This window comes from Streptomyces sp. NPDC051207, assembly GCF_040682395.1.
GTDB lineage: Bacteria > Actinomycetota > Actinomycetes > Streptomycetales > Streptomycetaceae > Streptomyces.
In genome coordinates, this window is record NZ_JBFBAX010000010.1 from 165,246 (window position 1) to 192,226 (window position 26,981).

The 26,981-nt window shown below is 72.0% G+C and carries 22 protein-coding genes and 1 pseudogene; 11 read left to right on the forward strand and 12 right to left on the reverse strand.

Translation table 11 applies throughout. The features are described from left to right. The first annotated feature begins 4 nt into the window (after positions 1-4). The 7 genes from AB0M97_RS13310 to AB0M97_RS13340 all read left to right on the forward strand — a co-directional run bounded on the left by AB0M97_RS13310 (position 5) and on the right by AB0M97_RS13340 (position 7,972). Entirely contained in the window at positions 5-898 is an 894-nt protein-coding gene (locus AB0M97_RS13310) for an LLM class flavin-dependent oxidoreductase (protein WP_365960933.1), read from the forward strand. After that, the gene (locus AB0M97_RS13315; protein WP_365960934.1) at positions 895-1,686 is read left to right on the forward strand and encodes a methyltransferase domain-containing protein; all 792 of its coding nucleotides are present in this window, start codon (positions 895-897) and stop codon (positions 1,684-1,686) included. The genes AB0M97_RS13310 and AB0M97_RS13315 overlap by 4 nt, the downstream gene beginning before the upstream one ends. Before the next feature lie 469 nt (positions 1,687-2,155). After that, positions 2,156-2,737 carry a hypothetical protein gene (locus AB0M97_RS13320; RefSeq protein WP_365960935.1) on the forward strand — a complete coding sequence of 194 codons (582 nt, stop codon included), beginning with the start codon at positions 2,156-2,158 and terminating at the stop codon, positions 2,735-2,737. A gap of 150 nt (positions 2,738-2,887) precedes the next feature. Then, positions 2,888-3,661: an isoprenyl transferase gene (locus tag AB0M97_RS13325; protein ID WP_365960936.1), complete on the forward strand. Its 774-nt coding sequence runs from the start codon at positions 2,888-2,890 to the stop codon at positions 3,659-3,661. A 357-nt stretch (positions 3,662-4,018) separates the two neighbouring features. Further along, a complete protein-coding gene (locus tag AB0M97_RS13330; protein ID WP_365960937.1) occupies positions 4,019-5,344 on the forward strand; it encodes a PhoH family protein in 1,326 nt (441 codons plus the stop codon). A gap of 429 nt (positions 5,345-5,773) precedes the next feature. Further along, positions 5,774-6,481, forward strand: a complete 708-nt coding sequence (locus AB0M97_RS13335) for a transglycosylase SLT domain-containing protein (RefSeq protein ID WP_365960938.1) — start codon at positions 5,774-5,776, stop codon at positions 6,479-6,481. A gap of 159 nt (positions 6,482-6,640) precedes the next feature. Continuing rightward, a complete protein-coding gene (locus AB0M97_RS13340; RefSeq protein ID WP_365960939.1) occupies positions 6,641-7,972 on the forward strand; it encodes an AI-2E family transporter in 1,332 nt (443 codons plus the stop codon). 79 nt (positions 7,973-8,051) lie between these two features. Here AB0M97_RS13340 and AB0M97_RS13345 read toward each other — a convergent pair whose 3' ends face one another. Next, complete coding sequence (locus AB0M97_RS13345; protein WP_365960940.1) at positions 8,052-8,585, reverse strand: alkyl hydroperoxide reductase; 534 nt, start codon at positions 8,583-8,585, stop codon at positions 8,052-8,054. 6 nt (positions 8,586-8,591) lie between these two features. Next, positions 8,592-9,146 carry a peroxiredoxin gene (locus AB0M97_RS13350; protein WP_365960941.1) on the reverse strand — a complete coding sequence of 185 codons (555 nt, stop codon included), beginning with the start codon at positions 9,144-9,146 and terminating at the stop codon, positions 8,592-8,594. Between the two features lie 134 nt (positions 9,147-9,280). Here AB0M97_RS13350 and AB0M97_RS13355 point away from each other — a divergent pair, with 134 nt between their 5' ends. Then, complete coding sequence (locus AB0M97_RS13355; protein ID WP_365960942.1) at positions 9,281-10,219, forward strand: LysR substrate-binding domain-containing protein; 939 nt, start codon at positions 9,281-9,283, stop codon at positions 10,217-10,219. Between the two features lie 424 nt (positions 10,220-10,643). Here the strand turns inward: AB0M97_RS13355 and AB0M97_RS13360 are convergent. The 5 genes and pseudogenes from AB0M97_RS13360 to AB0M97_RS13380 all read right to left on the reverse strand — a co-directional run bounded on the left by AB0M97_RS13360 (position 10,644) and on the right by AB0M97_RS13380 (position 15,383). Beyond that, positions 10,644-12,843, reverse strand: a pseudogene (locus AB0M97_RS13360) (ABC transporter permease). After that, positions 12,840-13,529, reverse strand: coding sequence for an ABC transporter ATP-binding protein (locus AB0M97_RS13365; RefSeq protein ID WP_365960943.1), 690 nt, complete (start codon positions 13,527-13,529; stop codon positions 12,840-12,842). Before AB0M97_RS13365 ends, AB0M97_RS13360 begins: the two are co-directional and overlap by 4 nt. After that, a complete protein-coding gene (locus AB0M97_RS13370) occupies positions 13,526-14,050 on the reverse strand; it encodes a PadR family transcriptional regulator (protein ID WP_365960944.1) in 525 nt (174 codons plus the stop codon). The genes AB0M97_RS13365 and AB0M97_RS13370 overlap by 4 nt, the downstream gene beginning before the upstream one ends. Before the next feature lie 140 nt (positions 14,051-14,190). After that, positions 14,191-14,451, reverse strand: a complete 261-nt coding sequence (locus tag AB0M97_RS13375) for a hypothetical protein (protein WP_365960945.1) — start codon at positions 14,449-14,451, stop codon at positions 14,191-14,193. Continuing rightward, positions 14,448-15,383, reverse strand: coding sequence for an SPFH domain-containing protein (locus AB0M97_RS13380; protein ID WP_365960946.1), 936 nt, complete (start codon positions 15,381-15,383; stop codon positions 14,448-14,450). Before AB0M97_RS13380 ends, AB0M97_RS13375 begins: the two co-directional genes overlap by 4 nt. 271 nt (positions 15,384-15,654) lie before the next feature. Here AB0M97_RS13380 and AB0M97_RS13385 point away from each other — a divergent pair, with 271 nt between their 5' ends. Then, complete coding sequence (locus tag AB0M97_RS13385; RefSeq protein ID WP_365960947.1) at positions 15,655-17,997, forward strand: transglycosylase domain-containing protein; 2,343 nt, start codon at positions 15,655-15,657, stop codon at positions 17,995-17,997. A gap of 90 nt (positions 17,998-18,087) precedes the next feature. Here AB0M97_RS13385 and AB0M97_RS13390 read toward each other — a convergent pair whose 3' ends face one another. The 4 genes from AB0M97_RS13390 to AB0M97_RS13405 form a co-directional block, all read right to left on the reverse strand. Further along, entirely contained in the window at positions 18,088-20,169 is a 2,082-nt protein-coding gene (locus AB0M97_RS13390) for a SpoIIE family protein phosphatase (RefSeq protein ID WP_365960948.1), read from the reverse strand. Between the two features lie 280 nt (positions 20,170-20,449). Beyond that, entirely contained in the window at positions 20,450-21,145 is a 696-nt protein-coding gene (locus AB0M97_RS13395; RefSeq protein ID WP_365960949.1) for a DUF402 domain-containing protein, read from the reverse strand. Positions 21,146-21,230: 85 nt separating this feature from the next. Next, complete coding sequence (locus AB0M97_RS13400; protein WP_365960950.1) at positions 21,231-22,634, reverse strand: class II fumarate hydratase; 1,404 nt, start codon at positions 22,632-22,634, stop codon at positions 21,231-21,233. 78 nt (positions 22,635-22,712) lie between these two features. Continuing rightward, entirely contained in the window at positions 22,713-24,389 is a 1,677-nt protein-coding gene (locus tag AB0M97_RS13405) for a fumarate hydratase (protein ID WP_365960951.1), read from the reverse strand. Between the two features lie 225 nt (positions 24,390-24,614). On the opposite strand from AB0M97_RS13405, the gene AB0M97_RS13410 reads away from it, so the two are divergent. Both AB0M97_RS13410 and AB0M97_RS13415 read left to right on the forward strand, forming a co-directional pair. Beyond that, on the forward strand, positions 24,615-25,325 hold the full coding sequence (locus tag AB0M97_RS13410; protein ID WP_365960952.1) for a DUF1707 domain-containing protein: 711 nt from the start codon (positions 24,615-24,617) through the stop codon (positions 25,323-25,325). Between the two features lie 143 nt (positions 25,326-25,468). Next, a complete protein-coding gene (locus AB0M97_RS13415) occupies positions 25,469-25,846 on the forward strand; it encodes a WhiB family transcriptional regulator (RefSeq protein ID WP_365960953.1) in 378 nt (125 codons plus the stop codon). 100 nt (positions 25,847-25,946) lie between these two features. On the opposite strand, the gene glpX is transcribed toward AB0M97_RS13415, so the two are convergent. Continuing rightward, entirely contained in the window at positions 25,947-26,981 is a 1,035-nt protein-coding gene (gene glpX, locus AB0M97_RS13420; RefSeq protein ID WP_365960954.1) for a class II fructose-bisphosphatase, read from the reverse strand.

The following is a 26,981-nucleotide window of genomic DNA, read 5'->3' on the forward strand; positions in this document are numbered from 1 at the left end:
CCCCATGACCGATCTAGGCGCAGTCTTCCGCCCCCAGCTGGCCCCCGAGCGGCTGCGGGACGTCGTCCGGGTCGCCGACGAGGCCGGGCTTCAGGAGTTGTGGCTGTGGGAGGACTGCTTCCGTGAGGGTGGCGTCTCCGCCGCCGCGGCGGCGCTCGCCTGGAGTGAGCGGGTGCGGATCGGTGTCGGGCTGCTGCCCGTGCCGCTGCGGAACGTCGCCGTGACCGCCATGGAGGCCGCCACCCTGCACCGCATGTTCCCGGGCCGCCCCGTCCTCGGTGTCGGGCACGGTGTCCAGGACTGGATGGGCCAGGTCGGCGCGCGGGCCGCTTCGCCGCTGACCCTGCTGCGGGAGCACCTCGACGCGCTGCGCGCCCTGCTGCGCGGCGAGCGCCTCACCACCTCGGGCCGTTACGTCACCCTGGACGACGTCGCCCTCGACTGGCCGCCCCAGCACCCCGTCGAGATCCTCGCCGGGGCCACCGGCCCCCGCACCCTGCGGCTGTCCGGCGAGGCGGCCGACGGGACGATCCTCACCTCGGCCACGTCGCCGGACGGCGTACGCGCCGCCCGGCGCCTGATCGACGAGGGGCGGGCCGCGGCCGGGCGGCTCGACGCGCCGCACCGGGTCGTCAGCTATCTGCTCGCCGCCACCGGACCCGAAGCGACCGCCCGGCTGCGCGCCGACCTCGCCGCCGAGGGCCTCGCCGACGTGCCCGGCCTCGGCGCCGCCGGGGACGCCGAGGCCGTCGCACAGGCCGTACGGGCCCTCGCCGACGCGGGTGCCGGCACCGTGATCCTCCAGCCCACCGCCGACGAACCCGACCCGGAGGGCTTCGTACGTTTCGTGGCCGAGCAGGTCCGTCCCCTCGTACCGTCAGCGGCCGGCCCTTCATGAACGGCCGTTCCTTCGAGGAACTCGTCGCCGAAGGCGTCTCCGTACCCACTGAGGGGTGGGACTTCTCCTGGTTCGAGGGGCGGGCCACCGAGGCCCGGCCCTCCTGGGGGTACGCGCGTTCCCTGGCCGGCCGGCTCGGCGCCGCGCGTGCCGCGCTCGACATCCAGACCGGGGGAGGGGAGGTGCTGGAGTTCGCGCTCCGCGAGGCCGCCCCGGCGCGGCCCGGCCTCGCCGTCGCCACCGAGGGCCTGCGCCCCAACGCGGCCAGTGCCACCGCCCTGCTCCGGCCGTACGGCGTCCCCGTCGTCGTCTGCGACCAGGACGCTCCGCTGCCGTTCGCCGACGGGGCCTTCGACCTCGTCTCCAGCCGGCATCCCGTGCGCCCGCACTGGTCCGAGATCGCCCGCGTCCTCGCACCCGGCGGCACGTACTTCGCCCAGCACGTCGGCCCCGCCAGCGCCTTCGAACTCGTGGAGTACTTCCTCGGGCCCCTGCCGGACGAGGCGCGCCACGGCCGCCACCCCGAGCGCGAGCGTGCCGACGCGGAGGCCGCCGGTCTGGAGGTGGCCGACCTGCGCGCGGAACGGCTGCGCATGGAGTTCTACGACGTCGCCGCCGTCGTGCACTTCCTCCGCAAGGTCGTCTGGATGGTGCCCGGCTTCACCGCGGAGGCGTACGAGCCCCGGCTGCACGCCCTGCACGAGAAGATCCGGACCGAGGGGCCTTTCGTCGCTCACAGCACCCGCCACCTCTTCGAGCTCCGCAAGGCCGCCGGGGCCACCTGCTGAAACAGCGGCCGAACCGCCGCACGTCCACGGGCGCGTCCCCGCACGTTTTCCACATCGTTATCCGCGCGGCTCGCATCCCGGCGCGGGTTTCCCGTAAGTTCAGACCAAGGTTATTCGCGTCAGCAAAGCTGCGCGGGCGGCACCGCGCAGTGGAGGGGGCTGCGCGGAGCCGCGATCCTGGTCAAGGCGCGCTCACCCCCGCGTTCACCCGTCGGAGGGACGCCGCGCGCCCGTCATGTTCCGGCAGGCATCGCCGAAATGTCGCTGTTCACGGGGTTCTGCCCCGTTGTCTCCGTGCTGTCGAGCGGTTTCGGCGACGAGTTGTGGCACGCCGGTGCACGCAGCACCACTTACAAAGGGTTATGGTGGAAACCCCCCCTCGGGCCGGTCCGTCTCCCCCCCACGGACCGGCCCGTTTTTTCTGCGTGCGACCGGTCCGCTTCCCTGCGCCCCCGCTACAGTCCGGGACATGTCGAACGATCACCCGAACGGCCGTCCGCCGCAGGCCGCGCCCCACCCGCAGCACAACCCGTACGCCCCGCCCGGCCCCCCGTACGCCCCGCCCGGTCAGGCCGGTGGCCCCAACCCGTACCCGCAGCCCGGTGCCTACGCGCCGCCGGGCGCCCCGTACGCCCCCCATGCCCCCGCGGCACCCCACGCCATGCCCGGACCGGTCCGTGCCGCGCAGGTCCTGGTCTTCGTGATGGCCGGGCTGGCGGTGCTGCACCCCGCCGTCGTCGCCGCGGCCTCCGGCGCCGAGTCCGCCGGGCGTTCCTTCGCGATGTACCTGATGACGGTCCCGCTGTTCGTCCTGGCGTTCCGCTACGGCACCGCCGGCAACGGCGTCCGCATCGCCTCGATCGTGCTGGTGTCCGTGCAGGCCTTCCTCGCCGTCGGCGCGGCCGCCCGGGGCACCGGGGGCGGCTTCCTCCCGCTGGCCGGCGCGCTCACCGTCCTCTTCCTGCTGACCCCGGCGACCGCGCGCGCCTGGTTCCGGCGGCCCCGGGGCGGCGCGGCGCCGCAGCCGCCGTACGGGCCGTACGGCGGCTGACACCCTTTTTCGGGCGCCCGGCGACGGCGGGGGTAGGCTTCGCCCCCGGGGTACTGCCATGCGGACAGCGATTCCCCTCGGCCGCGCCCGGCCGCCGTCGCGGGGGCCGGCGACGACCTGTCCGATCCGTCCGGAGGGACTGACTCACACGTGATCCTGCGCGACAAGTTGCGCAACCTGCTGGTCAGGCTGTACACGCGCCGGGTGGAAGGCCACCTGGACCACGCTCAGGTGCCCAAGCACATCGGCGTCATCATGGACGGCAACCGCCGCTGGGCGAAGGCCGCCGGCTCCACCACCGCGCAGGGGCACCGGGCCGGCGCGGACAAGGTCGAGGAGTTCCTCGGCTGGTGCAGCGAGACGGACGTCGAGGTCGTCACCCTCTGGCTGCTGTCCACGGACAACTTCGACCGGCCGCAGGAGGAACTGGTCCCGCTCCTCGACATCATCGAGGACGTCGTGCGCACCCTCGCCGACGACGGCCGCTGGCGGGTGCACCACGTCGGCACGATGGACCTGCTGCCGCAGCGGATCCAGACCGCACTCAAGGAGGCGGAGAGCGCCACGGCGGACAACACGGGGATACTCGTCAACGTCGCCATCGGCTACGGCGGGCGCCAGGAGATCGCCGACGCGGTGCGCTCGATGCTGTTCGAGGCCCAGGAGCAGGGCACCTCGCTGGCGGAGCTGGCCGAGGCCGTCGACATCGACATGATCGGCCGCCACCTCTACACCGGCGCCCAGCCCGACCCCGACCTCGTGATCCGCACCAGCGGCGAGCAGCGGCTGTCCGGATTCATGCTCTGGCAGAGCGCGCACTCCGAGTACTACTTCTGCGACGTGTTCTGGCCGGCGTTCCGCAAGGTCGACTTCCTGCGCGCCCTGCGCGATTACGCGGCCCGCCACCGGCGCTTCGGCGGCTGACCGCGCCGGGCGCATGACCGCAGGTCACTTTCCGGTCACCGGGCCCAAGCAGCGACGAGTACCGCGCAGGACGGGGACGTAACGCGGAGTTCACCGGGTCGCCGTGCCGCTGTCTGGCATGGCGGCACGCGTTCGAGGGCATAAGGCAAGCAGGTCGACGCCCGAACCACGGGTGTCGGATCTCAGCGGGCGGCACGGGGCCGTCCGCCCGGGAGGCCCTTTGCACCAGCCCGACCGTGCTGTTCCGGCACGGAAGACGCGGAGGGCCGGTTCCCGGCCCGCGGTGCTCCGCGGCCGAGAACCGGTCCAGCTCGACTCCGTCGCTCCCCGACCTCATCCGAGGGGGTACGTCCTTCCGTGGTGACCAGCACAAAGCGCCACAAGCCAGACCGGCGCACCTACGTTCTCGACACCAGCGTTCTGCTGGCCGACCCGAACGCTTTGAGCCGCTTCGACGAGCACGAGGTCGTGCTGCCCGTCGTGGTGGTCACGGAGCTGGAGGCGAAGCGGAACCATCCGGAACTCGGCTATTTCGCCCGGCAGGCCCTGCGGCTGCTCGACGACTACCGGGTCCGGTTCGGCCGGCTGGACGCCCCTATCCCGATCGGGGAACTCGGCGGAACGGTCCGGGTCGAGCTCAACCACTCGGACCCCAGCGTGCTGCCCAGCGGCTACCGCCTCGGGGACAACGACTCCCGCATCCTCGCGGTGGCCCGCAATCTGCAGGCCGAGGGGTTCGACGTCACCGTCGTGTCGAAGGACCTGCCGCTCAGGATCAAGGCGTCGTCCGTCGGGCTCCTCGCCGAGGAGTACCGCGCGGAACTCGCCATCACGGACGCCTCCGGCTGGACCGGCATGTCCGACCTGACCCTGCCCGGCGAGCAGGTCGACATCCTCTTCGAGGAAGGACACCTGTACGCGCCGGAGGCGGCCTGCCTGCCCGTGCACACCGGCCTGACCATCCAGTCGGAGCGCGGCAAGGCCCTCGGGCGCGTCACGCCCGAGGGGAACATCCGGCTGGTGCGCGGCGACCGGGAGGCGTTCGGCGTCAAGGGGCGCAGCGCCGAGCAGCGCATCGCGCTCGACCTGCTCCTCGACCCGGACGTCGGGATCGTGTCGATGGGCGGCCGGGCCGGCACCGGCAAGTCGGCGCTGGCGCTGTGCGCGGGCCTGGAGGCGGTCCTGGAGCGCCGTCAGCACGAGAAGATCATGGTGTTCCGTCCGCTGTACGCGGTGGGCGGGCAGGAGCTCGGCTATCTGCCCGGCAGCGAGGCCGAGAAGATGAGCCCCTGGGCCCAGGCGGTCTTCGACACGCTGTCGGCGGTCACCAGCCGTGAGGTCATCGAGGAGGTCACCGCGCGCGGCATGCTCGAGGTTCTCCCGCTGACGCACATCCGGGGCCGTTCCCTGCACGACGCGTTCGTGATCGTGGACGAGGCGCAGTCACTCGAACGGAACGTCCTGCTGACCGTTCTGTCCCGGATCGGCGCGAATTCACGGGTCGTTCTGACTCATGACGTGGCGCAGCGGGACAATCTGCGCGTCGGGCGCTACGACGGTGTGGTCGCCGTCGTGGAGAAACTGAAGGGTCATCCGCTCTTCGCGCACGTCACGCTCACCCGGTCCGAGAGATCCCAGATCGCCGCCCTGGTGACCGAAATGCTGGAGGACGGGCAGATCTGACGCATATACTCCGTACGGCCCTGTGAGGGCCGACGGGACCGAAGTCGGCGCCGTCCGGAAAGGCGTAGAGCCTAGCCGGGCGGCGTCCGCGTGCGTGCGACTTTCCTGAAACCTCGTGGCGCAAACGAGGTGTGAGCTTTCACACGCACGATGGAATTGCCTTGCGGTGACCGCGTGCGGCAGAGTCTCACTCCTGTCAGGCCCCGCATACGACACACCTGTATCCCCAGCGGTACGGCACCACCCGAGCATCAGCACCAACTGCATAGCGATGTCGTATGCCGCCCGAGCACCAAGCGGCGCTCCCCGCGAGGGAGTTGCCCACCGGGCCCGAGCCTCCCGTGACCCCGCAGTTGGGGAGGCCAGTGCCAGGGGCACGATTGCGTCCGCCAGGGTCACCGAAGCGGGCGATGCTGGAAGGAAAACCGTGTGAGCCGGATTTCGGTCCGGGGATTCGCAGTGGCTTCGGCCACCGCGGTCACCGCTGTCGGAAGCGTCGTCGGCGTTGCCTCGGGCAGCACCGCGCAGAACAACGACGCCGAAGCGACGGCATCTGAGTCGGCAACGCTGCTCGCGGACATCCCCTCGGGTCAGCAGGCCCAGGTGCAGACCGCGTCCCTGACGCAGCAGGCCGACGCACAGGCCATCGCCGCGGACGCGAGCGCCAAGAAGGACGCCGAAGAGGCGGCCCGCAAGGCAGCCGCCGAGACGGCCATCGCCAAGAAGGAGGCCGCCGAGAAGGCGGCCAAGGCGGCCGAGGAAGCGAAGAAGCGCGCGGCGGAGCAGAAGGCGGCCAGCCGCAGCGCCGCCCGCGACGCGTCCAGCTTCGCCGTCCAGGGCTCGTACTCGATCGCGCAGATCCAGGCGATGGCGCGGTCGATGGTGCCGAGCGGTCAGTTCCAGTGCTTCAGCAACATCGTGGACCACGAGTCCGACTGGAACTACAAGGCCGTCAACCCGTCCTCGGGCGCCTACGGTCTCTTCCAGGCCCTGCCGGGCTCCAAGATGGCCTCGGCCGGCGCCGACTGGCAGACCAACCCGGCCACCCAGATCAAGTGGGGCCTCAACTACATGAACGAGCGCTACGGCAGCCCGTGCGGCGCCTGGTCGTTCTGGCAGGCCAACCACTGGTACTAGCCTCACCCGAGCCCGCCGAGCCGCCTCCCGCGCCCCGGCGGCCGCTCAACCCGGCGCTGCCCCTCACCGTCCTACGGTGGGGGGCTTTCGCCATGTACGGTCTGTCGGGACGGCTCCTGGGGGGGAGTGGTGGGGAGAGACGGGGGAAGAGGACTGAACATGTCGCGAGTGCCACGGTGGCTCGGCCGGCTGGGCGCCGGACTCACCGGATTGAGCAGGCGGTTGGACGAGCGCCGCGCCGAGGCGGAGCGGGAGGGCGCCGACCCCGAGCCCGCCGCCCGGTACGTCCCGCCGCCCCCGGAGTACGCCCCCGAGGTCCCCGCCCGTCCCGACCCGGCCCAGGCCGTGCCGTGGGGGATGCGGGTCGCCGCCGAGGCGGGCTGGCGGCTGCTTGTGCTGGCGGGCACGGTCTGGGTCCTCATGCGGATCATCAGCGCCGTACAGCTCGTCGTACTGGCGTTCGTCGGGGCGCTGCTCATCACGGCGCTGCTCCAGCCGACCGTGGCGCGGCTGCGGCGGCGCGGGGTGCCGCGCGGGCTTGCCACCGCCCTGACGGCGATCCTCGGGTTCGTCGTGATGGGGCTGATGGGGTGGTTCGTGACCTGGCAGGTCATGGAGAACATCGACAACCTCTCCGACCAGATCCAGGACGGCATCGACGAACTGCGCAGGTGGCTGCTCAACAGCCCCTTCCACGTCACCGACAAGCAGATCAACGAGATCGCCAAGAACCTGCGCGAGGCGGTCGGCGCCAACACCGACGCCATCACCTCGGCGGGCCTGGAGGGCGTGACGGTCGTCGTCGAGGCGCTGACCGGCATCCTGCTGACGATCTTCTCGACGCTGTTCCTGCTCTACGACGGCAAGCGCATCTGGGAGTGGACGCTGAAGCTCGTGCCGGCGGCGGCCCGGCCGGGCGTGGCGGGCGCGGGCCCGCGCGCGTGGCGGACGCTCACCGCCTATGTGCGCGGCACGGTGCTCGTGGCCCTCATCGACGCCATCTTCATCGGCCTCGGCATCTACTTCCTGGATGTGCCGATGGCGGTGCCGCTGGCCGTGTTCATCTTCCTGTTCGCGTTCGTCCCGCTGGTCGGCGCGGTCGTCTCGGGCGCTCTCGCGGTGGTCGTCGCACTGGTCACGCAGGGCGTGTTCACGGCCGTCATGACCCTCTTGGTGGTGCTGGCAGTACAGCAGATCGAGGGGCACATCCTGCAGCCGTTCATCCTGGGCCGCGCGGTCCGCGTTCATCCCCTGGCGGTGGTGCTGTCGGTGGCCGGGGGCGGCCTGGTGGCGGGCATCGGCGGGGCCGTGGTGGCCGTGCCGCTGGTCGCGGTGACCAACACGGTGGCGGGCTATCTGCGGGCGTACTCCCACGAGGCGGCACTCAGGTACGCGCCCAAGCCGCGCGGGGCGACGGCCTCCGACGTGGCGGCGGTGACACCGCCGGCGCCGCCGGCGCCGCCGTCCGGGCCGGACGAGCGCACCGAGTAGCGCCGCTCCGCGGCGGCACGACAAGGGCCCCGGTCACCGCGAAGGTGACCGGGGCCCCGGTGCGTCGGGTGCGCGGGCACTACGCCGCGAGGACCGCCTCGGCGTCCAGCGTGGTGCCGACGGCCTGGATGACGGACGCGATCTTGAAGGCTTCCTGGATCGTGTCGCGGTCCACGCCCGCCTTGCGCAGCACCTGCTCGTGCGAGTCGAGGCACATGCCGCAGCCGTTGATGGCGGAGACGGCGAACGACCACAGCTCGAAGTCGACCTTGTCGACGCCCGGGTTGCCGATGACGTTCATCCGCAGGCCGGCGCGGAGCGAGCCGTACTCGTGGTCCGACAGCAGGTGGCGGGTGCGGTAGAAGACGTTGTTCATCGCCATGACGGCGGCGGCGGACTTGGCTGCCGTGTACGCCTCCGGCGAGAGGTTCGCCTTCGCCTCCGGGGCCAGCTCGCGCAGCACGACGGGGGAGCGGGAGGCGATGGCAGTCGCCAGCACCGTGCCCCACAGCTGCTGCGCGGGCAGCTCGGAGTTGCCGATGACCGAGCCCAGGTTGAGCTTCAGGTCCTTGGCGTAGTCCGGTATCGCGGACTTCAGGGAGTCGAGTGACATGTCAGGTCACTCCCCGGCCAGCAGGGCGACCGGGTCGAGGGTCTCGTCGCCCTTGGTCCAGTTGCACGGGCACAGCTCGTCGGTCTGCAGGGCGTCGAGGACCCGCAGGACCTCCTTCGGGTTCCGGCCGACGGAACCGGCGGTGACCATGGTGAACTGGATCTCGTTGTTCTGGTCCACGATGAAGACCGCGCGCTTGGCGTAGCCGTCCTCGTCCTCGATGCCGAGGGCGCGCATCAGCTCGTGCTTGGGGTCGGCCATCATCGGGAACGGCAGGTCCCGCAGGTCGTCGTGGTCCTTGCGCCAGGCGTGGTGGACGAACTCGGAGTCACCGGAGAAGCCGAGGATCTGGGCGTCGCGGTCGGCGAACTCGTCGTTCAGCTTGCCGAAGGCCGCGATCTCGGTCGGGCACACGAAGGTGAAGTCCTTGGGCCACGCGAAGACGACCTTCCACTTGCCCTCGTAGGTCTTGTGGTTGATCGTCTCGAACTCCTTGCCCTTCTCCAGCGAGACGCAGGCGGTCAGTTCGAACTCGGGGAACTTGTCACCGACAGTGAGCACACGCTCTCCTTGCAGCGAAGAAACACCGGAGTGACCGGTGTTTCCCATGGGTTGGTTCGTTCCCGATGGTGGCACAGGGTGCATTGATTGCGGAAATAGCTACACTCGGTCGTGTTGATCGGAGGTGGCTATTAGTGACCGTGGGTAAGAAGAGGCAACCGAGCCTCGCCCAGCTGAGGGCGTTCGCCGCCGTCGCCGAACATCTCCACTTCCGGGATGCCGCCGCGGCCATCGGCATGAGCCAGCCCGCCCTGTCCGGTGCCGTCTCCGCCCTGGAGGAGGCCCTCGGCGTCACCCTCGTGGAGCGCACCACCCGCAAGGTGCTGCTGTCGCCCGCCGGCGAGCGGCTCGCCGTGCGTGCCAAGGCCGTACTGGAGGAGGTCGGGGCGCTCATGGAGGAGGCCGAGGCCGTACGGGCGCCGTTCACCGGGGTGCTGCGGCTCGGCGTCATCCCGACCGTCGCGCCCTATCTGCTGCCGGCCGTGCTGCGCCTCGTCCACGACCGCTACCCGCACCTCGACCTCCAGGTCCACGAGGAGCAGACCGCCAGCCTGCTGGAAGGGCTGACCGGCGGCCGACTCGACCTGCTGCTGCTCGCGGTGCCGCTCGGCGTACCGGGCGTGACCGAACTCCCCCTGTTCGACGAGGACTTCGTGCTCGTCACACCGCTGGACCACCCGCTCGGCGGACAGCGGGGCATACCGCGCTCGGTGCTGCGCGAGCTGAAGCTGCTGCTGCTGGACGAGGGGCACTGCCTGCGCGACCAGGCCCTCGACATCTGCCGGGACGCCGGGCGCGACGACGTCCCCGCGACCACGACCGCGGCCGGGCTGTCGACGCTGGTGCAGCTGGTGGCGGGCGGCCTCGGCGTCACGCTGCTGCCGCGTACGGCCGTCAAGGTGGAGATCTCCCGCTCCGGCGGCCTGCGCACGGCCTCCTTCACCGACCCGGCCCCCACCCGGCGCATCGCGCTGGCGATGCGGACGGGGGCGGCGAGGTCGGCGGAGTACGAGCAACTGGCGGGGGCGTTGCGGGGGGTGATGGGCGAGCTTCCGGTGCGGGTCTGTTCGTAGGCCGGGGGCCATGGCGGTACGAGGACGACGCACCGCGCGCCGGGCCGCGGGCCCCGCGGGGTTTCGCCGCACCGAGCCACCCCCCTCGCGCTCCCCGCAGGGGTGCTGCTGAGGCCGAGCCCTGGCGCGCCGTGCGGCGGGCGTCCGTGCGGCGGGCTGTGGTGCTGCGGGGGACCGGCCATGCCGGGCCGCGCTCCCGGCGGGGCGTGCCGCTGGGGTTGCGTCGTACCGAGCCGCACCCCGCGCGCTCCCCGCGGGGCGGGCCGCTGGAGTTGCGTCACACCGAACCGCACCCCCTCCGCGCTCCCCGCGGGGCGTGCTGCCGAGGTCCAGCCCCGTCGCGCCGGGCGGCGTGCACCCGTGCGGCGGGCCCTGGTGCTGCGCGGTGGCGCTCCGTCACGTCGGCCGGCGTACCCCTCCCGCCCTACTCCGTCCGCAACCCCTCCGTCCCCATCAACCGGACCAGCGCCGGCAGGCTCAGCCCCGTCACCGCCAGGACCACCCCTGCCCCGATCCCGGTCATCGACAGCACGCTTCCCCAGTCCACCCGTACCGTCGTGTCCGTCATCCGCAGCAGTACCGCCCCCAGCGTCAGCCCCACCGCGCACGCCAGCACCAGGCCCAGGGCGATCGGGATGGCCGTCTGCCACAGCACCGACAGGCTCAGTGTCCGGCGCCGCGTGCCGAAGGCGACCAGCGCCGACAGCAGCCTGCGACGCTCCCGCAACTGCTCCAGCTGGGACACCAGCAGGCTCGCCCCGATCAGTGCCAGCACGCAGACCGCGCCGACGAACAGCCCGGTGCGGATCGCCGTGAACCGCTCGGAGTCGTCGCTGGCCGACCAGGTCATCGGATATGAAGCCGCCCCGGTCGGTGCCGTTCATGCCGATCCGCGCGTCGGCCCGCTTCAGCTCCCGCGGCGTCGTCCAGGCCACCGTGTGTCCCGGCGCGCCGCCCTCGTAGGAGGGGTCGAGGTACAGGGTCCGGCCCGGCTCGGCCAGCTTCGGCGTCTCGGTGTCGTACTGCGCGCCCCGCACCGCGAACACGTCGCCGTCCCGGCAGGAGGGCAGGGCGGCCATCTGCCGCAGCGCCGCGCAGTCGCCGACGGTCACCTGCGCGGTCGACTCCGGGTCGGTGCGCCGCTCCCCGGCCAGGCCCTCGCCGTAGGCGTACGCGGCGCGCACGCCCTCGGTGTGCCGGAGCCGGTCGGCGGCCGGGTCGAGCGGGACGCCGCGCGGCAGGGACACCTGCATCTGCGCCCGTTCGAGGTCGAGGCCGGTGTCCTTGCTGTAGTCGCTCTCCACCCCGGCGAACAGCATCTGGAGCGCGATGGCCCCGGCCACCGCGACCGCGATGCCGTTGACCGTCCGGGCCACCGTGCCGCTGCTCAGCTGGAGCCTGCGCACGGCCAGTTGCCAGGCGACGCCGCCTCCGCCGAGCCGGGCCACGACCGCCTCCACCGCCCACGGCAGCAGCGCGGTCACGCCGATCAGCAGCAGCAGGACGCCACCGGTCACCAGGTACTGGTTGAACTCGCCGCTCCCGCGGCCCTGGCCGACCATCGGGAACAGCATCCCGAGCCCGCCCAGCGGCAGCAGCAGCCGCCACCACAGCCGGCGGCGCCGGGGCTTCGCGCTGCGCACCACGCCGAGCGGCTCGATCACCACGCCGCGCAGCGCGAGCAGGGTGACCAGCGCGGCAGCGGCGGGCACGGCGACCGCGACCAGCACCGCGAGCGCGGGCGAGGGGTCGAGGTAGCCGGGGAAGACACTGACCCCGAACACCTCCACGGACCCGGCCAGCTGACGGCCGGCCAGGAAGAACGCCGCGCCGAACACCAGCCCGAGCGCCGCTCCGGCGAGGGCCTCCCCGGCCGCGATCCGCCGCGTCATGCGGCTGTCGGAGCCCACCAGCCGCAGGGCCGCGAGCCGCCGGTCGCGCCGCTCGCCGCCGAACCGTACGGCCGCGGCGATGAACACCGCCACCGGCATCAGCAGCACCACGAACACGACCAGCACCAGCAGAAGCAGCACCGGGTCCAGCGGCTCCGACGTCGCGTCCGGGTCGCCGAACCGCTCGATGCGGGACACCCGGCCGTCCCCGGCGAACGGTGCCATGCCGTCGGCACCCCGGTAGAAGGCGAGTTCGGCCGGGCCCACCAGGCCGTCCTCCGCGATCGTGCCGACGATCCGCTGCGGCAGCCGCTCCCGCAGCAGCTTCCCGCCGTCCGAGGCCAGCAGCCTCTCCAGCGCGGGGGAGACCACCATCTCGCCGACCGCCGGGAAGCGGCTCACACCGGGCGGCAGGGGTGCCTTCGGGCCCTCGGGCTGCAGTCCCCGGCCGCGTACCTCCTTGTCGCGGAAGGTCGTCGAGAGGTTCGCCACCAGCAGCGTGCCCTCGCCCTTCGGCACCTGCTCGCTGCTGAAGGTGATGTCCTTCCGCGCGTTCTCCCTGTCGTGCCGCACCGAGAGCGCGCTCGGGATCGCCGTGGTCAGCAGCAGCAGCGCCACGCCGAGCCCCACGCCGACCGCCGTCAGCAGGGCACGGACCCAGCCCTCGCGCCCGCCGGTGAACGCGAACCGCGCCCCCATCGCCAGATCCCCGGCCCACTGACGCACGCTCATACGGCGCGCTCCATGTCCCGCGACCTGCCGTCCCGTACGACGATCTCCCGGTCGGAGTACGCCGCCACCCGCGCCTCGTGCGTCACCAGCACCACGGCCGCGCCCGCCGACCGGGCGGCGTCCGTCAGCAGGTCCATGACGCGCTCGCCGTTGAGCGAGTCGAGCGCGCCGGTCGGCTCGTCGGCGAACAGCACCCGGGGGCCGGTCACCAGCGCGCGGGCCACGGCGACCCGCTGGCCCTGACCGCCGGACACCTCGCCCGGCCGCTTGCCGCACAGGTCGTCGACCTCCAGCCGCTCCATCCAGGCCAGCGCCCTGCGCTCGGCCTCCCGGCGCGGGGTGCCGTTCAGCCGCAGCGGAAGCGCGACGTTCTCCACGCAGGTCAGCTCGGGCACCAGCTGGCCGAACTGGAAGACGAACCCGAACTCCGAGCGCCTGAGCGCACTGCGCCGGGCGTCGCTCATGGTCGCCATCTCGTGCCCGTCGTACAGGATCGAACCGGAGTCCGGGGTGACGATGCCGGCGAGGCAGTGCAGCAGTGTCGACTTGCCGGACCCGGAGGGGCCCATGACGGCGACGACCTCGCCGGGGTGGATGGAGAAGTCGGCGCCGTCCAGGGCCGTCGTCGGCCCGTACGCCTTGCGGAGCTGGTCGGCCACCAGCAGGGAGCCGGGCGGTGGGGTCATCGGGTCACCGCCCCGGCCAGCTTGTCGAGGCGCGCGGCGGTCAGTTCCAGCCAGCGCAGGTCGGCCTCCAGGTGGAACAGCGCGTGGTCGCAGATCAACTGGTCGGCGAGGTCGCCCTTGCGTTTGCGGTCGGTGAGGATGCGCATCATGCGCAGGTGCTCGGCGCGCTGCGTGTCGAGGACGCCGGCCGCGTCGCGGTGGGTGAGCAGCGCGAGGACGACCTTGGTGTAGAGGGTGGACTGGAGGTACGGCTCGGGTTTCTCCGGCGTGGCGAGCCAGCGCTCGACGTCGGTGATGCCGGCGTCGGTGACGGCGTACCGCTTGCGCTCGGGGCCGTCGCCGGGCTCGATGCCGTCGACCTCCACGAGCCCGTGCTTCAGCAGGCGGGACATCGTGGAGTAGACCTGGCCGTAGTGCAGGGGCCGGTCCTGACCGAATTTCTCGTCGAAGGCCCGCTTGAGGTCGTAGCCGTGGCGCGGGCCCGACTCGAGCAGACCGAGGAGTGTGTGACCGATGGACATGAGCGGCACTCTACACACGGTGTATACGCCGCATGTATACGCGGAGTGCGGGGAGCGTGGCAGGGCGTACGGCGGTGCAGGTGGCGGCCGGTTGTCACGATTCCGCTACGACGGCTCCGCATGCTTCAGGGCCGCGTCCGTCAGGCAGGCGGGGGCCCGGAGCCGGAAACCCCGGGGGGCCGCCCCCGCCGCGGCAGCGGCCCGGTGTCCGTCGGCAGCCGGCCGGCCTCGGACAGCGCCTTGCGCAGCAGGAACTCGATCTGCGCGTTGGCGGACCGCAGCTCGTCGCCCGCCCACCGCGCCAGCGCCTCGTACACCGACGGGTCGAGCCGCAGCAGCACCTGCTTGCGCTGCTGCGGCCTGCGACGCTGAGGAGTGGGCTCCTCGGAGGGGGCCGTCACTGGTAGAGGGTCCCGGTGTTGAGGACCGGCTGGGCGGCCCGGTCCCCGCACAGCACCACCAGCAGGTTGGACACCATCGCGGCCTTGCGCTCCTCGTCCAGCTCCACGATGTCCTGCTGGGCGATCTGGGCGAGCGCCGCCTCGACCATGCCGACCGCGCCGTCCACGATCTGACGCCGGGCCGCGACGACCGCGCCCGCCTGCTGGCGCTGGAGCATCGCCGAGGCGATCTCGGGGGCGTAGGCGAGGTGCGTGAAGCGGGACTCGATGATCTGCACGCCGGCCGCCTCCACGCGCGCGTGCAGTTCGACGGCGAGCTTCTCGGTGATCTCCTCGGCGTTGCCGCGCAGCGACAGGCCGTCCTCGTCGTGGGCGTCGTAGGGGTACTCGATGGCGATGTGCCGGACGGCCGCCTCGGTCTGGGTGGAGACGAACTCGATGTAGTCGTCCACCTCGAAGGTGGCCTGCGCGGTGTCCTCGACCCGCCACACCACGACCGCGGCGAGTTCGATCGGGTTGCCGTAGGCGTCGTTCACCTTCAGGACGGCGGTCTCGTGGTTGCGGACCCGGGTGGAGATCTTGGTGCGCGAGGTGAAGGGGTTCACCCAGCGCAGCCCGTCCTGCCGGATCGTGCCCCGGTAGCGGCCGAACAGCTGCACGACCCGCGCCTCACCCGGCGCGACCATGTTCAGTCCGCACATCGCCAGGAACGCGGCGAGACCGATCAGGACGCCGCCGATGATCAGGGCGGCCTTGGCGCCGGTCGCGGAGACCGCCGTCGCGCCGACGATCAGGCCGACGGCGACCAGCAGGCCGAGCAGCCCGAGCAGCAGCGCGAGTCCGCCGCCGATGCTGTGCGCCTGGACCTCCCGCACGCGTGGCGCCGGCATCTCCGGCACGTCGGCGCTGACCTGGGTGTTCTGTGTGGGCATGGCGGGTTCCCCGTTCCCGCACCGGCGGCCGGTGCGACTGGCTGTGTCTGGCGTGTGTCTAGCTAAGTGATATCACTTTTCCCGCCCTTGGCAACCTTGAACCCCTCTTGAACGTCGGTTCCAGTGGGGCGGGTGCTGATTGTCACGTCCGTGAAGCACGGGATCGGCACCCCTGTGCCACATCTCCCGGTGTTAGCTTTCTGAGCTGACCTGAGCGGCGAACCTGTGTGATTCCTGATCGCACATGAGTGAAGCGGAGCGGATCGGACCCATGGGACGAGCGGAAGAGAGACGAGCGCGGCAGCGCGGCGGCCGTCGCGCCGCGCCCAGGCGCTCGTCCGGGGCCCCGTCGGCCGGCGTCGGAGGCCGGGCCGCGGCCCGGCGTGCCGCCCGCGGCGGCGGCAGGAGCGGCATACGCGGGTTGTTCACCTGGAAGAGGGTGCTCGGCACCTTCTTCGGCCTGTGCCTGCTCGGCATGGGCGCCTTCATCGTGCTGTACATGGTGATCGACATCCCCGAGGGCAACGCCGACGCCGAGCTGCAGAGCAACGTCTACCAGTACAGCGACGGCTCGATGATGGCCCGCTCCGGCGAGCGCAACCGCGAGATAGTCGACCTGGCCAACGTCCCCAAGGACGTCCAGAGGACCTTCGTCGCCGCCGAGAACAAGACGTTCTACAAGGACGCCGGCGTCGACCTGAAGGGCACCGCGCGCGGCGTGTTCAACACGCTCGCCGGCCGCGGCGCCCAGGGCGGCTCGACCATCACCCAGCAGTACGTCAAGAACTACTACCTCACGCAGGAACAGACCGTCTCCCGCAAGCTCAAGGAGCTGGTCATCTCGCTGAAGGTGGACCGCGAGAAGACCAAGGACGAGATCCTCGCCGGTTACATCAACACCAGCTACTACGGCCGCGGCGCCTACGGCATCCAGGCCGCCGCCCAGGCCTACTACCGCAGCGACGCCGAGAACCTCACCGTCGAGCAGGGCGCGTACCTCGCCGCGCTGCTCCAGGCGCCGAGCCAGTACGACTGGCAGGGCGCGTCCGACACCGGCAGGAAACTGGTCAAGGCCCGCTGGAACTACGTCCTGGACAACATGGTCGAGGAAAACTGGCTGAGCAGCGCCGACCGCCAGGGCATGGAGTTCCCGGTGCCCGAGGAACCGCGGGGCGCGCCCGGCATGGAGGGCCAGACCGGCTACCTGGTGAACGCGGCCAACAGCCAGCTGGAGAGGCAGCTCGTCGCCGAGGGCGCCGCCGAGAACCTCAAGCAGGCCGGGACGATGGTCAACAGCGGCGGCTGGACCATCACGCTCAACATCGACAAGAAGAAGCAGAAGGCGCTGGAGAAGGCCGCCCGGACGCAGCTCACCAGCAAGCTCGACCCGAAGAAGCGCAAGGTCGACCGGAACGTCCAGGCCGGCGCCGTCTCGGTGGACCCGAAGAACGGCAAGGTCGTCGCCATGTACGGCGGCGTCGACTACTTCAAGCACTACCTGAACAACGCGACCCGCACCGACTACCAGCCCGCCTCCACCTTCAAGCCGGTCATCCTGGCCGCCGCCGTGGAGGAGGACGCCGAGACCCAGGACGGCACACCGATCACCGCCGACACGATCTACGACGGCACCAGCAGGCGCCCGGTCGTGGACAACGGCACCAAGGTCGGCTTCGCACCCCAGAACGAGGACGACCGCGACTACGGCGACATCACCGTCCAGACCGCGATGAACAAGTCCGTCAACTCCGTCTTCGCGCAGATGGGCGTCGACGTCGGCATGGAACGGGTCGTGGAGACCGCCGGCAAGCTCGGCATGGACGTCGAGGGCATGCAGGCGGTGCCCGCGCAGACCCTGGGCAGCATGGGCGCGAGCCCCCTGGAGATGGCCGGGGTCTACGCCACCCTCGCCAACCACGGCCGGCAGGTCACGCCGACCATCGTGAAGTCCGCGGAGCACCTGAGCCGCACGGTCACGATGCCCGACGCGGTCGGCGAGCAGGTCATCAGCCGCGAGGCCGCCGACACGGTGACGTCGGTGCTGACCGGCGTGGTCGACGACGGTACGGCCAAGGTGTCCGTGCGGGAGAACCCGCTGCGCCGCGGCCAGCAGGTCGCGGGCAAGACCGGTACGTCCGACGACAACAAGTCGGCCTGGTTCGCCGGCTACACCCCCGACCTGGTCACCGCGGTCGGCCTGTTCGGCGAGGACGCCAAGACCCACGCCCAGACCAAGATGTACGGCGCGGGCGGCCTGCCCCGGGTCAACGGCGGTGGCTTCCCGGCGCTGATCTGGTCGGCGTACACCTTCGGCGTGCTGGACGAGGTCAGCGAGTTCGACCTGCGCACCAAGCAGGGCGCGGGCGTGGAGCCGACCGAGAGCCCGACCGTCAGCGAGGAGCCCACCACCGAGGAGCCGAGCGAGACGCCGACGACGAAGGAACCGACGAGCGAGGCGCCCTCCGGGACGCCGACCACCGAGGAACCCACCCAGACGCCGACCCAGTCCCCGACCGGATCTCCCACGGCGCCTCCGTCGACCGGCGAGCCCTCGGACGACATCAGCCTCGACCCCGTGGAACCGGGCAGCGGACGCGACAAGGACGAGCGCTGACCCGCACGGGACGAGCGCCGGCCCGTACGGGACGAGGGGCGCCCGGCACAGTGCCGGGCGCCCCTCGTCGTGTCGCGTGCGGGCGGGCGGTCAGCCCCGGTTCAGCTCGAACCAGACCACCTTGCCGGTGCTCAGCCGGGTCGCGCCCCAGCGCCGGGCCAGCCGGTTCACCAGATACAGCCCGCGCCCGCCCTCGTCCGTGGCCCGAGCCTGCCTCAGCCGCGGCAGCTGCGGCACGTCGTCCCCGACCTCGCAGCGCAGCACGTCGGTGCGCAGCAGCCGCAGCGTGACCGGCCGCGAGGCATACCGCACGGCGTTCGTCACGACCTCGCTGACCAGCAGCTCCACCGAGTCCGTGAGGTCCTCCATGCCCCAGCGGGCCAGCGCGCGCCGCGCCAGCCGCCGGGCCCGGCCCGGCGCGGCGTCCTCCGGCTCCAGGAACCAGTACGCCACGTCGCTCGGCGCGATCCCGTCGAAGCGGGCCGCGAGCAGCGCGATGTCGTCGTCCCGGTCGCCCGGGCCGAGCATGTCCAGGACCTCGTCGCACAGCGCCTCCAGGGGCGGCGGATGGTCCGGTCCGGTGAGCTGCGCGGTCGCGGCGAGCTTCTCGCGCAGCTGCTCTATCCCGGTCCACACGTCCCGCAGCCGCGACTCCACCAGCCCGTCCGTGTAGAGCAGCAGGGTGCCGCCGGCCGGGGCGTCCAGCTCCACCGCCTCGAAGTCGACGCCGCCGACCCCGATGGGCGCCCCCGCCGGGACCCGCAGCACCTCGGCGTGGCCGCCCAGGTGCAGCAGGACGGGCGGCGGGTGGCCGGCGTTGGCGATGGTGATGCGGTGCGACACCGGGTCGTACACCGCGTACAGGCAGGTCGCCATGCGGTCGGTGCCGAGCCGCTGCGCCTGCTCGTCGAGGTGGTGCAGCACCTCCTGCGGCGGCAGGTCGAGACCGGCCAGGGTCTGCGCCGTGGTGCGCAGCTGGCCCATGATCGCCGCCGATGTCATCGAGTGGCCCATGACGTCGCCGACGACGAGGGCGACGCGGCTGCCCGGCAGCGGGATCGCGTCGTACCAGTCGCCGCCGACGCGGGCCGTCTCGGCGGCCGGGAGGTAGCGCGAGGCGAGCCGCACGCCGGTCGGCTGCGGCAGCGTCTCCGGCAGCATGGTGCGCTGCAGCTCGTCGGCGATGTACGCCTCACGGCCGTACAGCACCGCCTTGTCGATGCCCAGCGCGCTGTGCGTGGCGAGCTGCGCCGCGACCAGCAGGTCGTCCGTCTCGAAGGCCAGGCGGTCGGGGCGGCGCAGGAACAGCGCGGCGCCGATCACCCGCCGCCGGCCGCGCAGCGGGGCCAGGATGGCGCGCTGCCCGCCCGGTACGACGATCTCGTTGCCCTCGCCGAGCAGTTCCGGCAGCGCGGCGCGGGCGGCCGGCGCGTCCGTGAAGACCGGCCGTACCCCGCGCAGCACCTCCGCGAGCGCGCTGCCGGGCCGCACCTCGCACAGCTCGCTGCCGACCATGTCCAGCTCGGACGGCTCCGGCTGCGCCGCGGGCATGAAACCGCCCTCGGTGTCCCGCTCGGCCGGGATGCGGTCGGTGCGGCGCAGGCGCAGCACCAGGGGTCCGGTGGGCCGCTCGTCACCGACGGGCAGCGGGTCGCGCAGATAGACGAGGATCGCGTCGGAGAACGTCGGCACGGTCGCCCGGCACAGCCCCATCACGATCTCGTCGAGGTCGATGCCCCGGGCGATCCGCCGCGTGGCCGCGCCCACGAACCGCAGCCGGTCGCCGTCGCGCCGCATCGGCGTCGGCATGCCCCGCTGCGGCCCCTGGCCGGTACGGCGGTCCTGCCCGTCGGACACCGGCGGCACCTCGCCCGGCTGCCCGCCGGGCTGGGCCGGTATGGCCTCGGGGACGGGGCGCGGGCGGTGCGTCTGAGGCCCGGTGGACTGCTCGGCACCCGGCTGGGAGTGCTCGGAGCCGGCCGGTTCCGGCGCGGCGCCGGACGCCACCGCCGTGCCCGGCTCGCCACCGGTGCGGGCCTGCGGCGGTAAGCCGGGGGCGGCCCGTGGCGGCGTCGGGGTACTCAGGAGCGCCCCGCAGGGGTCCGCGGGGGCGGCGCCCGCCTGGGGGCGCTCGAAGGAAGTCGGCTGCTCCGTCACGCGTGTCGAATCCATCCGTCCGGGGCTGCGCGCCGCGCGTGCAGTTCGTCCCGCCGATATTCCGATACCCGGAATGAGTGTCCCCGGAACGGAATTCCCGCGTGGTCAGAGGTTGCTTCTGTGCGACCGGCAGGCCTGCCGCGACCCCTGCCGGTGGTGCCCTCGTACCCCTCGCTCACGTCCAGCCGCCCCTCGGTGACGATCGGTCAAGCCCAGCGCGTGCTCCGGTGTTTGCCCCTGCGCGCCCTTGCGGAGGAAGATCCTACGTTTCTTGCCCGGGGGCGCATCAAGGGTCTCATGAGGACACGTGCGCGGGCGTACGGTCCCAGTCATCCGGCAGAGACGGTACCCCCCAGGACGGATGGGGGCGCCAGTCCTGCCAGCCGTCCGCGAACGGCGGCCCCCAGGCGCGGATCACCTCCACCGCGTCCCGGCCCGCCCGCCGCACCCGCCCGGCCAGCCGCGCGTCCATCAGCCCGTCCCGCTGGGCCTGCGCGAACTCGTCCTCGTCGCGCCAGTGCCAGCTGCGGTCCGGGTGCACGGAGATGTCCAGGAAATGGTCCTCGGAGTCCACGCCGCCCTCCCAGCGGGCCAGCGGCTCCTCCAGGTTCACGTACCAGTTCTTGAACCTCCAGCCCGGCTCCCAGAACAGCCACACCGACCAGGGCTCGCCGGGCCGGGCCAGCTTCAGCACGCCCGTGCCGAACCACCGGCCGCGCCGCACGGTCCGCGGCTTGGTGTAGCGCGTCGAGAGCGGCTCCAGGTGCGGGGGCGTGCCGTCGGCGAGCGCCGGCTTCACGCACTCCGTGCCGGCCGCCAGCCACACCGCGAGCAGCTCCGCGTCGTCCCGTACGACGGTGACGGGGCGCGCGATGTGGAAGGCCTCCCCGGCGTTCTCCCGGTAGCGCCACAGGATCGGTGTCCCGGGTCTCCAGAAACGCGGGGCATCGCCCGCTCCCGCCTCCGTGCTCACCGCGTCACCGTCCGTCATGCCGAGATATTAGGTGTCACGGGGATACGACGCTGCGGCGCGCGTCACGGTTCGCGCGCCGGTGCCCGGCGCGGCGCGGCGCCGGTCACGGCCGGGTCATCCGCAGGACGTCGAGCGCCTCGTCGAGCTGCTCCCGGGTCAGGTCGCCCCGCTCGACGTATCCGCCCTCCAGGACGGCCTCACGGATCGTCTTCCGCTCCGCGAGGGCCTTCTTGGCGATCTTGGCGGCCTCCTCGTAGCCGATGTACTTGTTGAGCGGCGTCACCACCGAGGGCGACGACTCGGCGTACTCCCGGGCCCGTTCCCGGTGCGCGACGACGCCGTCGACGGTGCGGTCGGCCAGCAGCCGGGAGACGTTGGCGAGCAGCCGCACGGACTCCAGGACGTTCCTGGCGATGACCGGCAGCATCACGTTGAGCTCGAAGTTCCCGGCGGCCCCGGCCGTGGCCACGGTCGCGTCGTTGCCGACGACCTGGGCGGCCACCATGAGCACGGCCTCGGGGATGACGGGGTTGACCTTCCCCGGCATGATCGACGAGCCGGGCTGGAGGTCGGGCAGGGAGATCTCGGCCAGCCCGGTGCGCGGCCCGGACGCCATCCAGCGCAGGTCGTTGGCGATCTTCGTCAGCGACACGGCGACGGTCCGCAGCTGCCCGCTGGTCTCCACGATGCCGTCCCGGGCGCCCTGCGCCTCGAAGTGGTCGCGCGCCTCGGTCAGCGGCAACCCGGTGACGCGGGCCACCTCCTCGATGACGGCCGCGGAGAAGCCGGGCGGGGTGTTGATGCCGGTGCCGACCGCCGTGCCGCCCAGCGGCAGCTCGGCGAGGCGCGGCAGCGAGGCCCGCAGCCGCTCGACGCCGTGGCGCACCTGGGCCGCGTACCCGCCGAACTCCTGGCCCAGCGTGACGGGCGTGGCGTCCATGAGGTGGGTGCGCCCCGACTTCACGACGTCGGCGAACTCCGCCGCCTTGCGCTCCAGCGCCGCGGCGAGGTGCTCCAGGGCGGGGATCAGGTCCCGGGTGACGGCGGCGGTCGCGGCGATGTGGATGGAGGACGGGAAGACGTCGTTGGACGACTGGGAGGCGTTCACGTGGTCGTTGGGGTGCACGTCCCGGCCGAGCCGCTCACCGGCCAGGGTCGCGATGACCTCGTTGGCGTTCATGTTGGACGACGTGCCGGAACCGGTCTGGAAGACGTCGACCGGGAAGTGCTCGTCCCAGCGCCCCTCGGCGACCTCGGCCGCCGCCTGCTGAATGGCCTCGGCGATCCGCGCGTCGAGCACCCCGAGCCGGGCGTTCACCTTGGCGGCGGCGCCCTTGATCCGGGCGAGCGCCTCGATGTGGGCCCGCTCGATGCGCTGCCCGGACACCGGGAAGTTCTCCACGGCCCGCTGCGTCTGGGCCCGCCACTTGGCGTGGGCGGGCACCCGGACCTCGCCCATGGAGTCGCGCTCGATGCGGTGGCTGCCGCTGTCCTGCTCGTCGGTCATCGACGATCACCTCCACGTGTCACAGCATCAGGAACGCGACCACTGTTCCCCGTGGAAGTGCGCCGTCACCCGTTTCCGTCAGCCGAGTCCGGGGCCCCGTACCGGAATGGACGTGAAGGTCGGGGCCGGAGCCGGATCCTGGAAGAAGTCGTTGCCCTTGTCGTCCACGACGATGAACGCCGGGAAGTCCTCGACCTCGATCCTCCAGACCGCCTCCATGCCGAGCTCCTCGTACTCCAGGACCTCGACCTTCTTGATGCAGTCCTGCGCGAGACGGGCCGCCGGGCCGCCGATGGAGCCCAGGTAGAAGCCGCCGTGCGCCGCGCACGCGTCCGTGACCTGCTTGCTGCGGTTGCCCTTGGCGAGCATCACCTTGGAGCCGCCCGCCGCCTGGAACTGCTCGACGTAGGAGTCCATGCGGCCGGCCGTGGTCGGGCCGAAGGAGCCGGACGCGTAGCCCTCGGGCGTCTTCGCCGGGCCCGCGTAGTACACCGGGTGGTCCTTCAGGTACTGCGGCATCTCCTCGCCCGCGTCCAGCCGCTCCTTGATCTTGGCGTGCGCGATGTCGCGGGCCACGACGAGCGGGCCGGTCAGCGACAGACGGGTCTTCACCTTGTGCCGGGTGAGTTCGGCGAGGATCTCGTCCATCGGCCGGTTCAGGTCGATCTTCACGACCTCGCCGGACTGGATCAGGTCCTCCTCGGTGGTGTCGGGCAGGAAGCGCGCCGGGTCGGTCTCCAGCTGCTCCAGGAAGACGCCCTCGGCGGTGATCTTGGCGACGGCCTGGCGGTCGGCGGAGCAGGACACGGCGATGGCGACCGGGCATGAGGCGCCGTGCCTCGGCAGGCGCACCACGCGCACGTCGTGGCAGAAGTACTTGCCGCCGAACTGCGCGCCGATGCCGATCCGCTGCGTCAGCTCGAAGACCTTCTGCTCCAGCTCCTTGTCGCGGAAGCCGTGCCCGAGCGGCGAGCCCTCGGCGGGAATGGTGTCCAGGTAGTGCGCGGAGGCGTACTTCGCGGTCTTCAGGGCGTACTCGGCGCTCGTGCCGCCGACGACGATCGCCAGGTGGTACGGCGGGCAGGCGGCCGTGCCGAGCGAGCGGATCTTCTCCTCCAGGAACTTCATCATGGAGGACTCGTTCAGGACGGCCTTGGTCTCCTGGTACAGGAACGACTTGTTGGCGGAGCCGCCGCCCTTCGCCATGAACAGGAACTTGTAGGCGCCGCCGTCGGTCGCGTACAGCTCGATCTGCGCCGGGAGGTTGGAGCCGGTGTTCCTCTCCTCCCACATGGTGAGCGGAGCCATCTGCGAGTAGCGCAGGTTGAGCCTGGTGTAGGCGTCGTAGACGCCCCGGGACAGGGCCTCCTCGTCGCGGCCCCCGGTGAGGACGTTCTGCCCGCGCTTGCCCATGACGATGGCCGTGCCGGTGTCCTGGCACATGGGGAGCACGCCGGCGGCGGCGATGTTCGCGTTCTTCAGCAGGTCCAGCGCCACGAACTTGTCGTTGGCCGACGCCTCGGGGTCGTCGATGATCCGGCGCAGCTGCGCGAGGTGCGCGGGCCGCAGGTAGTGCTGGATGTCGTGGATGGCCTCCTCGGCCAGCTTGCGCAGGGCCTCCGGCTCCACCTTGAGGAAGGTCCGCCCGTCGGCCTCGAAGGTGGAGACACCCTCGGAGGTCACCAGCCGGTAGGGGGTGGTGTCCTCTCCCATGGGGAGCAGATCGGTGTACGCGAACTCAGGCATCTCGCCCATTCCTCACTCGACGGACTGCGGCTGGCCTCCATGGGCAGCGCCCACCAGCGTAGAACCTGTGGCGGACGGCGAGGTTGTGAGGTCGGGCTCAGTTGCTCTCCGGGGTTCTCCGCGGGTCGTTCCCGGAGGTTGTCCACAGGTGGCGTTCCGCGGTTGGGCACGGGGGATGTCCCAAGTGGTGCACAGGCCTGGTTGCGATGTATCGCGTTTCGGTACGCTGCTGCGGTGGACCTTCACCAGCACGCCCCAGCAGAGGACCCGCGGCCGGGCACGGCGGCGCGCCCCGCCGACCTGCGCGCGTCGGACGCCGAGCGCGACCGCGTCGCCGACATCCTGCGCGAGGCCCTGGCCGAGGGCCGGCTCACCGCCGAGGAGCACGCGGAGCGGGTCGAGGGGGTGCTGAGCGCCAAGACGGTCGGCGAGCTGGAGGTCTTCGTCCGGGACCTGCCCGTCGCGCACGGCCGGCCATCCGCCCCGGCGTGGAGTCCGGCCCCCAACCGCCCCACGGCGGGCGCGATCCCGGTCGACCCGGACGACAGCGTGGTCGCGGTGTTCAGTGCCGCCGCCCGCAAGGGCCGCTGGCGCACGGGCCGCCGCATCCACGCCTACGCGATATTCGGCAGCGTCGAGATCGACCTCAGCGAGGCCCTCTTCGACCACCAGCAGGTCGTGATCAAGGCGGTGTCGTTCTGCGGCGACGTCCAGATACGCGTCCCGGAGAACGCGTCGCTGCGCGGCCTGGGCGGCGGCGTCCTCGGCACCTTCGACGTGGACACCATGGACTCGCCCGAGGCGGAGGCCCCCGTGGTGTACGTCGACGGGTGGGCCGTCCTCGGCAACATCGAGGGGCGGCTCAGACGCGGCAGGCTCGTCGCGGACATCCTCCATCGCGTGCACGGCGGCACGGCCGGCAAGAGCGCGCGGGGACATCTGTAGCGGCGCGCTCCCCGGGACGCTCGAGGAATACTCAACGCCCCGTGCAGACCGGGCGGTTCGGAACTCAGTGCATAGGCGCGCGCACAGCGGGTAGGCCTTGCTGCATCGTCTCTCGCTCGCGAAGCCGTCGTCAGGAGTAGACCGTGCTGCAACCGCCGCATTCGTCCCTGCAGGTAGCTGCCGTTCCGGCCCAGCGGGTGCCCGCGCGCGACAGGGACCAGGACGCCCCGTGGCACACCGAGGCGGTGTGCCGACGCGACGAGGCCGGCCTGTTCTTCGCGCCGTCCAAAGAACCCACCGCCGCCCGGCTCTCCCGCGAAGAGGCGGCCAAGCGCGTCTGCGCGCGCTGCCCCGTCATGGTCGAGTGCCGCGAGCACGCCCTCCTCCAGCCCGAGCCCTACGGCGTCTGGGGCGGCCTGACCGCCGCCGAGCGCCGAGTGGTGCTGGCCCGGCGCCGCCGCCGCGACCTGGAACTGAAGAAGACGGCGCGTACGACGGACCGCATAGCCGCCGCGGGCTGACCCGCGGCGCCGCGAGCAGAAGGAAGGGGCACCCCCTCCGCACAGGGGGTGCCCCTTCTCTGGTGAGTAACCGCGCGCCGTGCGAAGTCGCTCGGCCCGGTTACTTGGCCCGGTCGAAGTCGATCGCGCTGTACGCCCGCAGCTTGCTCAGCCGGTGCTCGGAGTCGATCCGCCGCACCGTGCCGGACCGCGACCGCATCACGATGGACGACGTCGTCGCCGTCTCGGAGCGGTAGCGCACCCCGCGCAGCAGCTCGCCGTCGGTGATGCCGGTCGCGGCGAAGAACACGTTGTCGCCGGAGACCAGGTCGTCGGTGGTCAGGACGCGCTCCAGGTCGTGCCCGGCGTCGATCGCCCGCTGCCGCTCCTCGTCGTCCTTGGGCCACAGCTTGCCCTGGATGGTGCCGCCCAGGCACTTCACGGCGCAGGCCGAGATGATGCCCTCGGGGGTGCCGCCGACGCCGAGCAGCAGGTCGATGCCGGTGCCCTCGCGCAGCGCCAGGATGGAGCCGGCCACGTCGCCGTCCGAGATGAGCTTGATGCGGGCGCCGGTCTCGCGGACCTCGGTGATGAGCCCCTCGTGGCGGGGCCGGTCCAGGATGACGACGGTGACGTCCTCGGGCGTGGACCGCTTGGCCTTGGCGACGCGGCGGATGTTCACGGACACGGGCGCGTTGATGTCGACGAAGTCGGCGGCCTCGGGGCCGGTGACCAGCTTGTCCATGTAGAAGACGGCCGACGGGTCGAACATCGCGCCGCGCTCGGTGGCCGCCAGGACGGCGATCGCGTTCGGCATGCCCTTGGCGGTCAGCGTGGTGCCGTCGATCGGGTCGACGGCGATGTCGACCTCGGGGCCGGTGCCGTCGCCGACGCGCTCCCCGTTGAAGAGCATCGGGGCTTCGTCCTTCTCGCCCTCGCCGATGACGACGACGCCGTTCATGGAGACGGTGGAGACGAGGGTCCGCATGGCGCGCACCGCGGCACCGTCGGCGCCGTTCTTGTCACCGCGGCCCACCCAGCGGCCGGCGGCCATCGCCGCGGCCTCGGTCACCCGGACCAGTTCGAGGGCGAGGTTGCGGTCGGGGGCCTCGGAGGGCACATCCAGTTCGGACGGCAAGTGATGATGCTCGGTCAT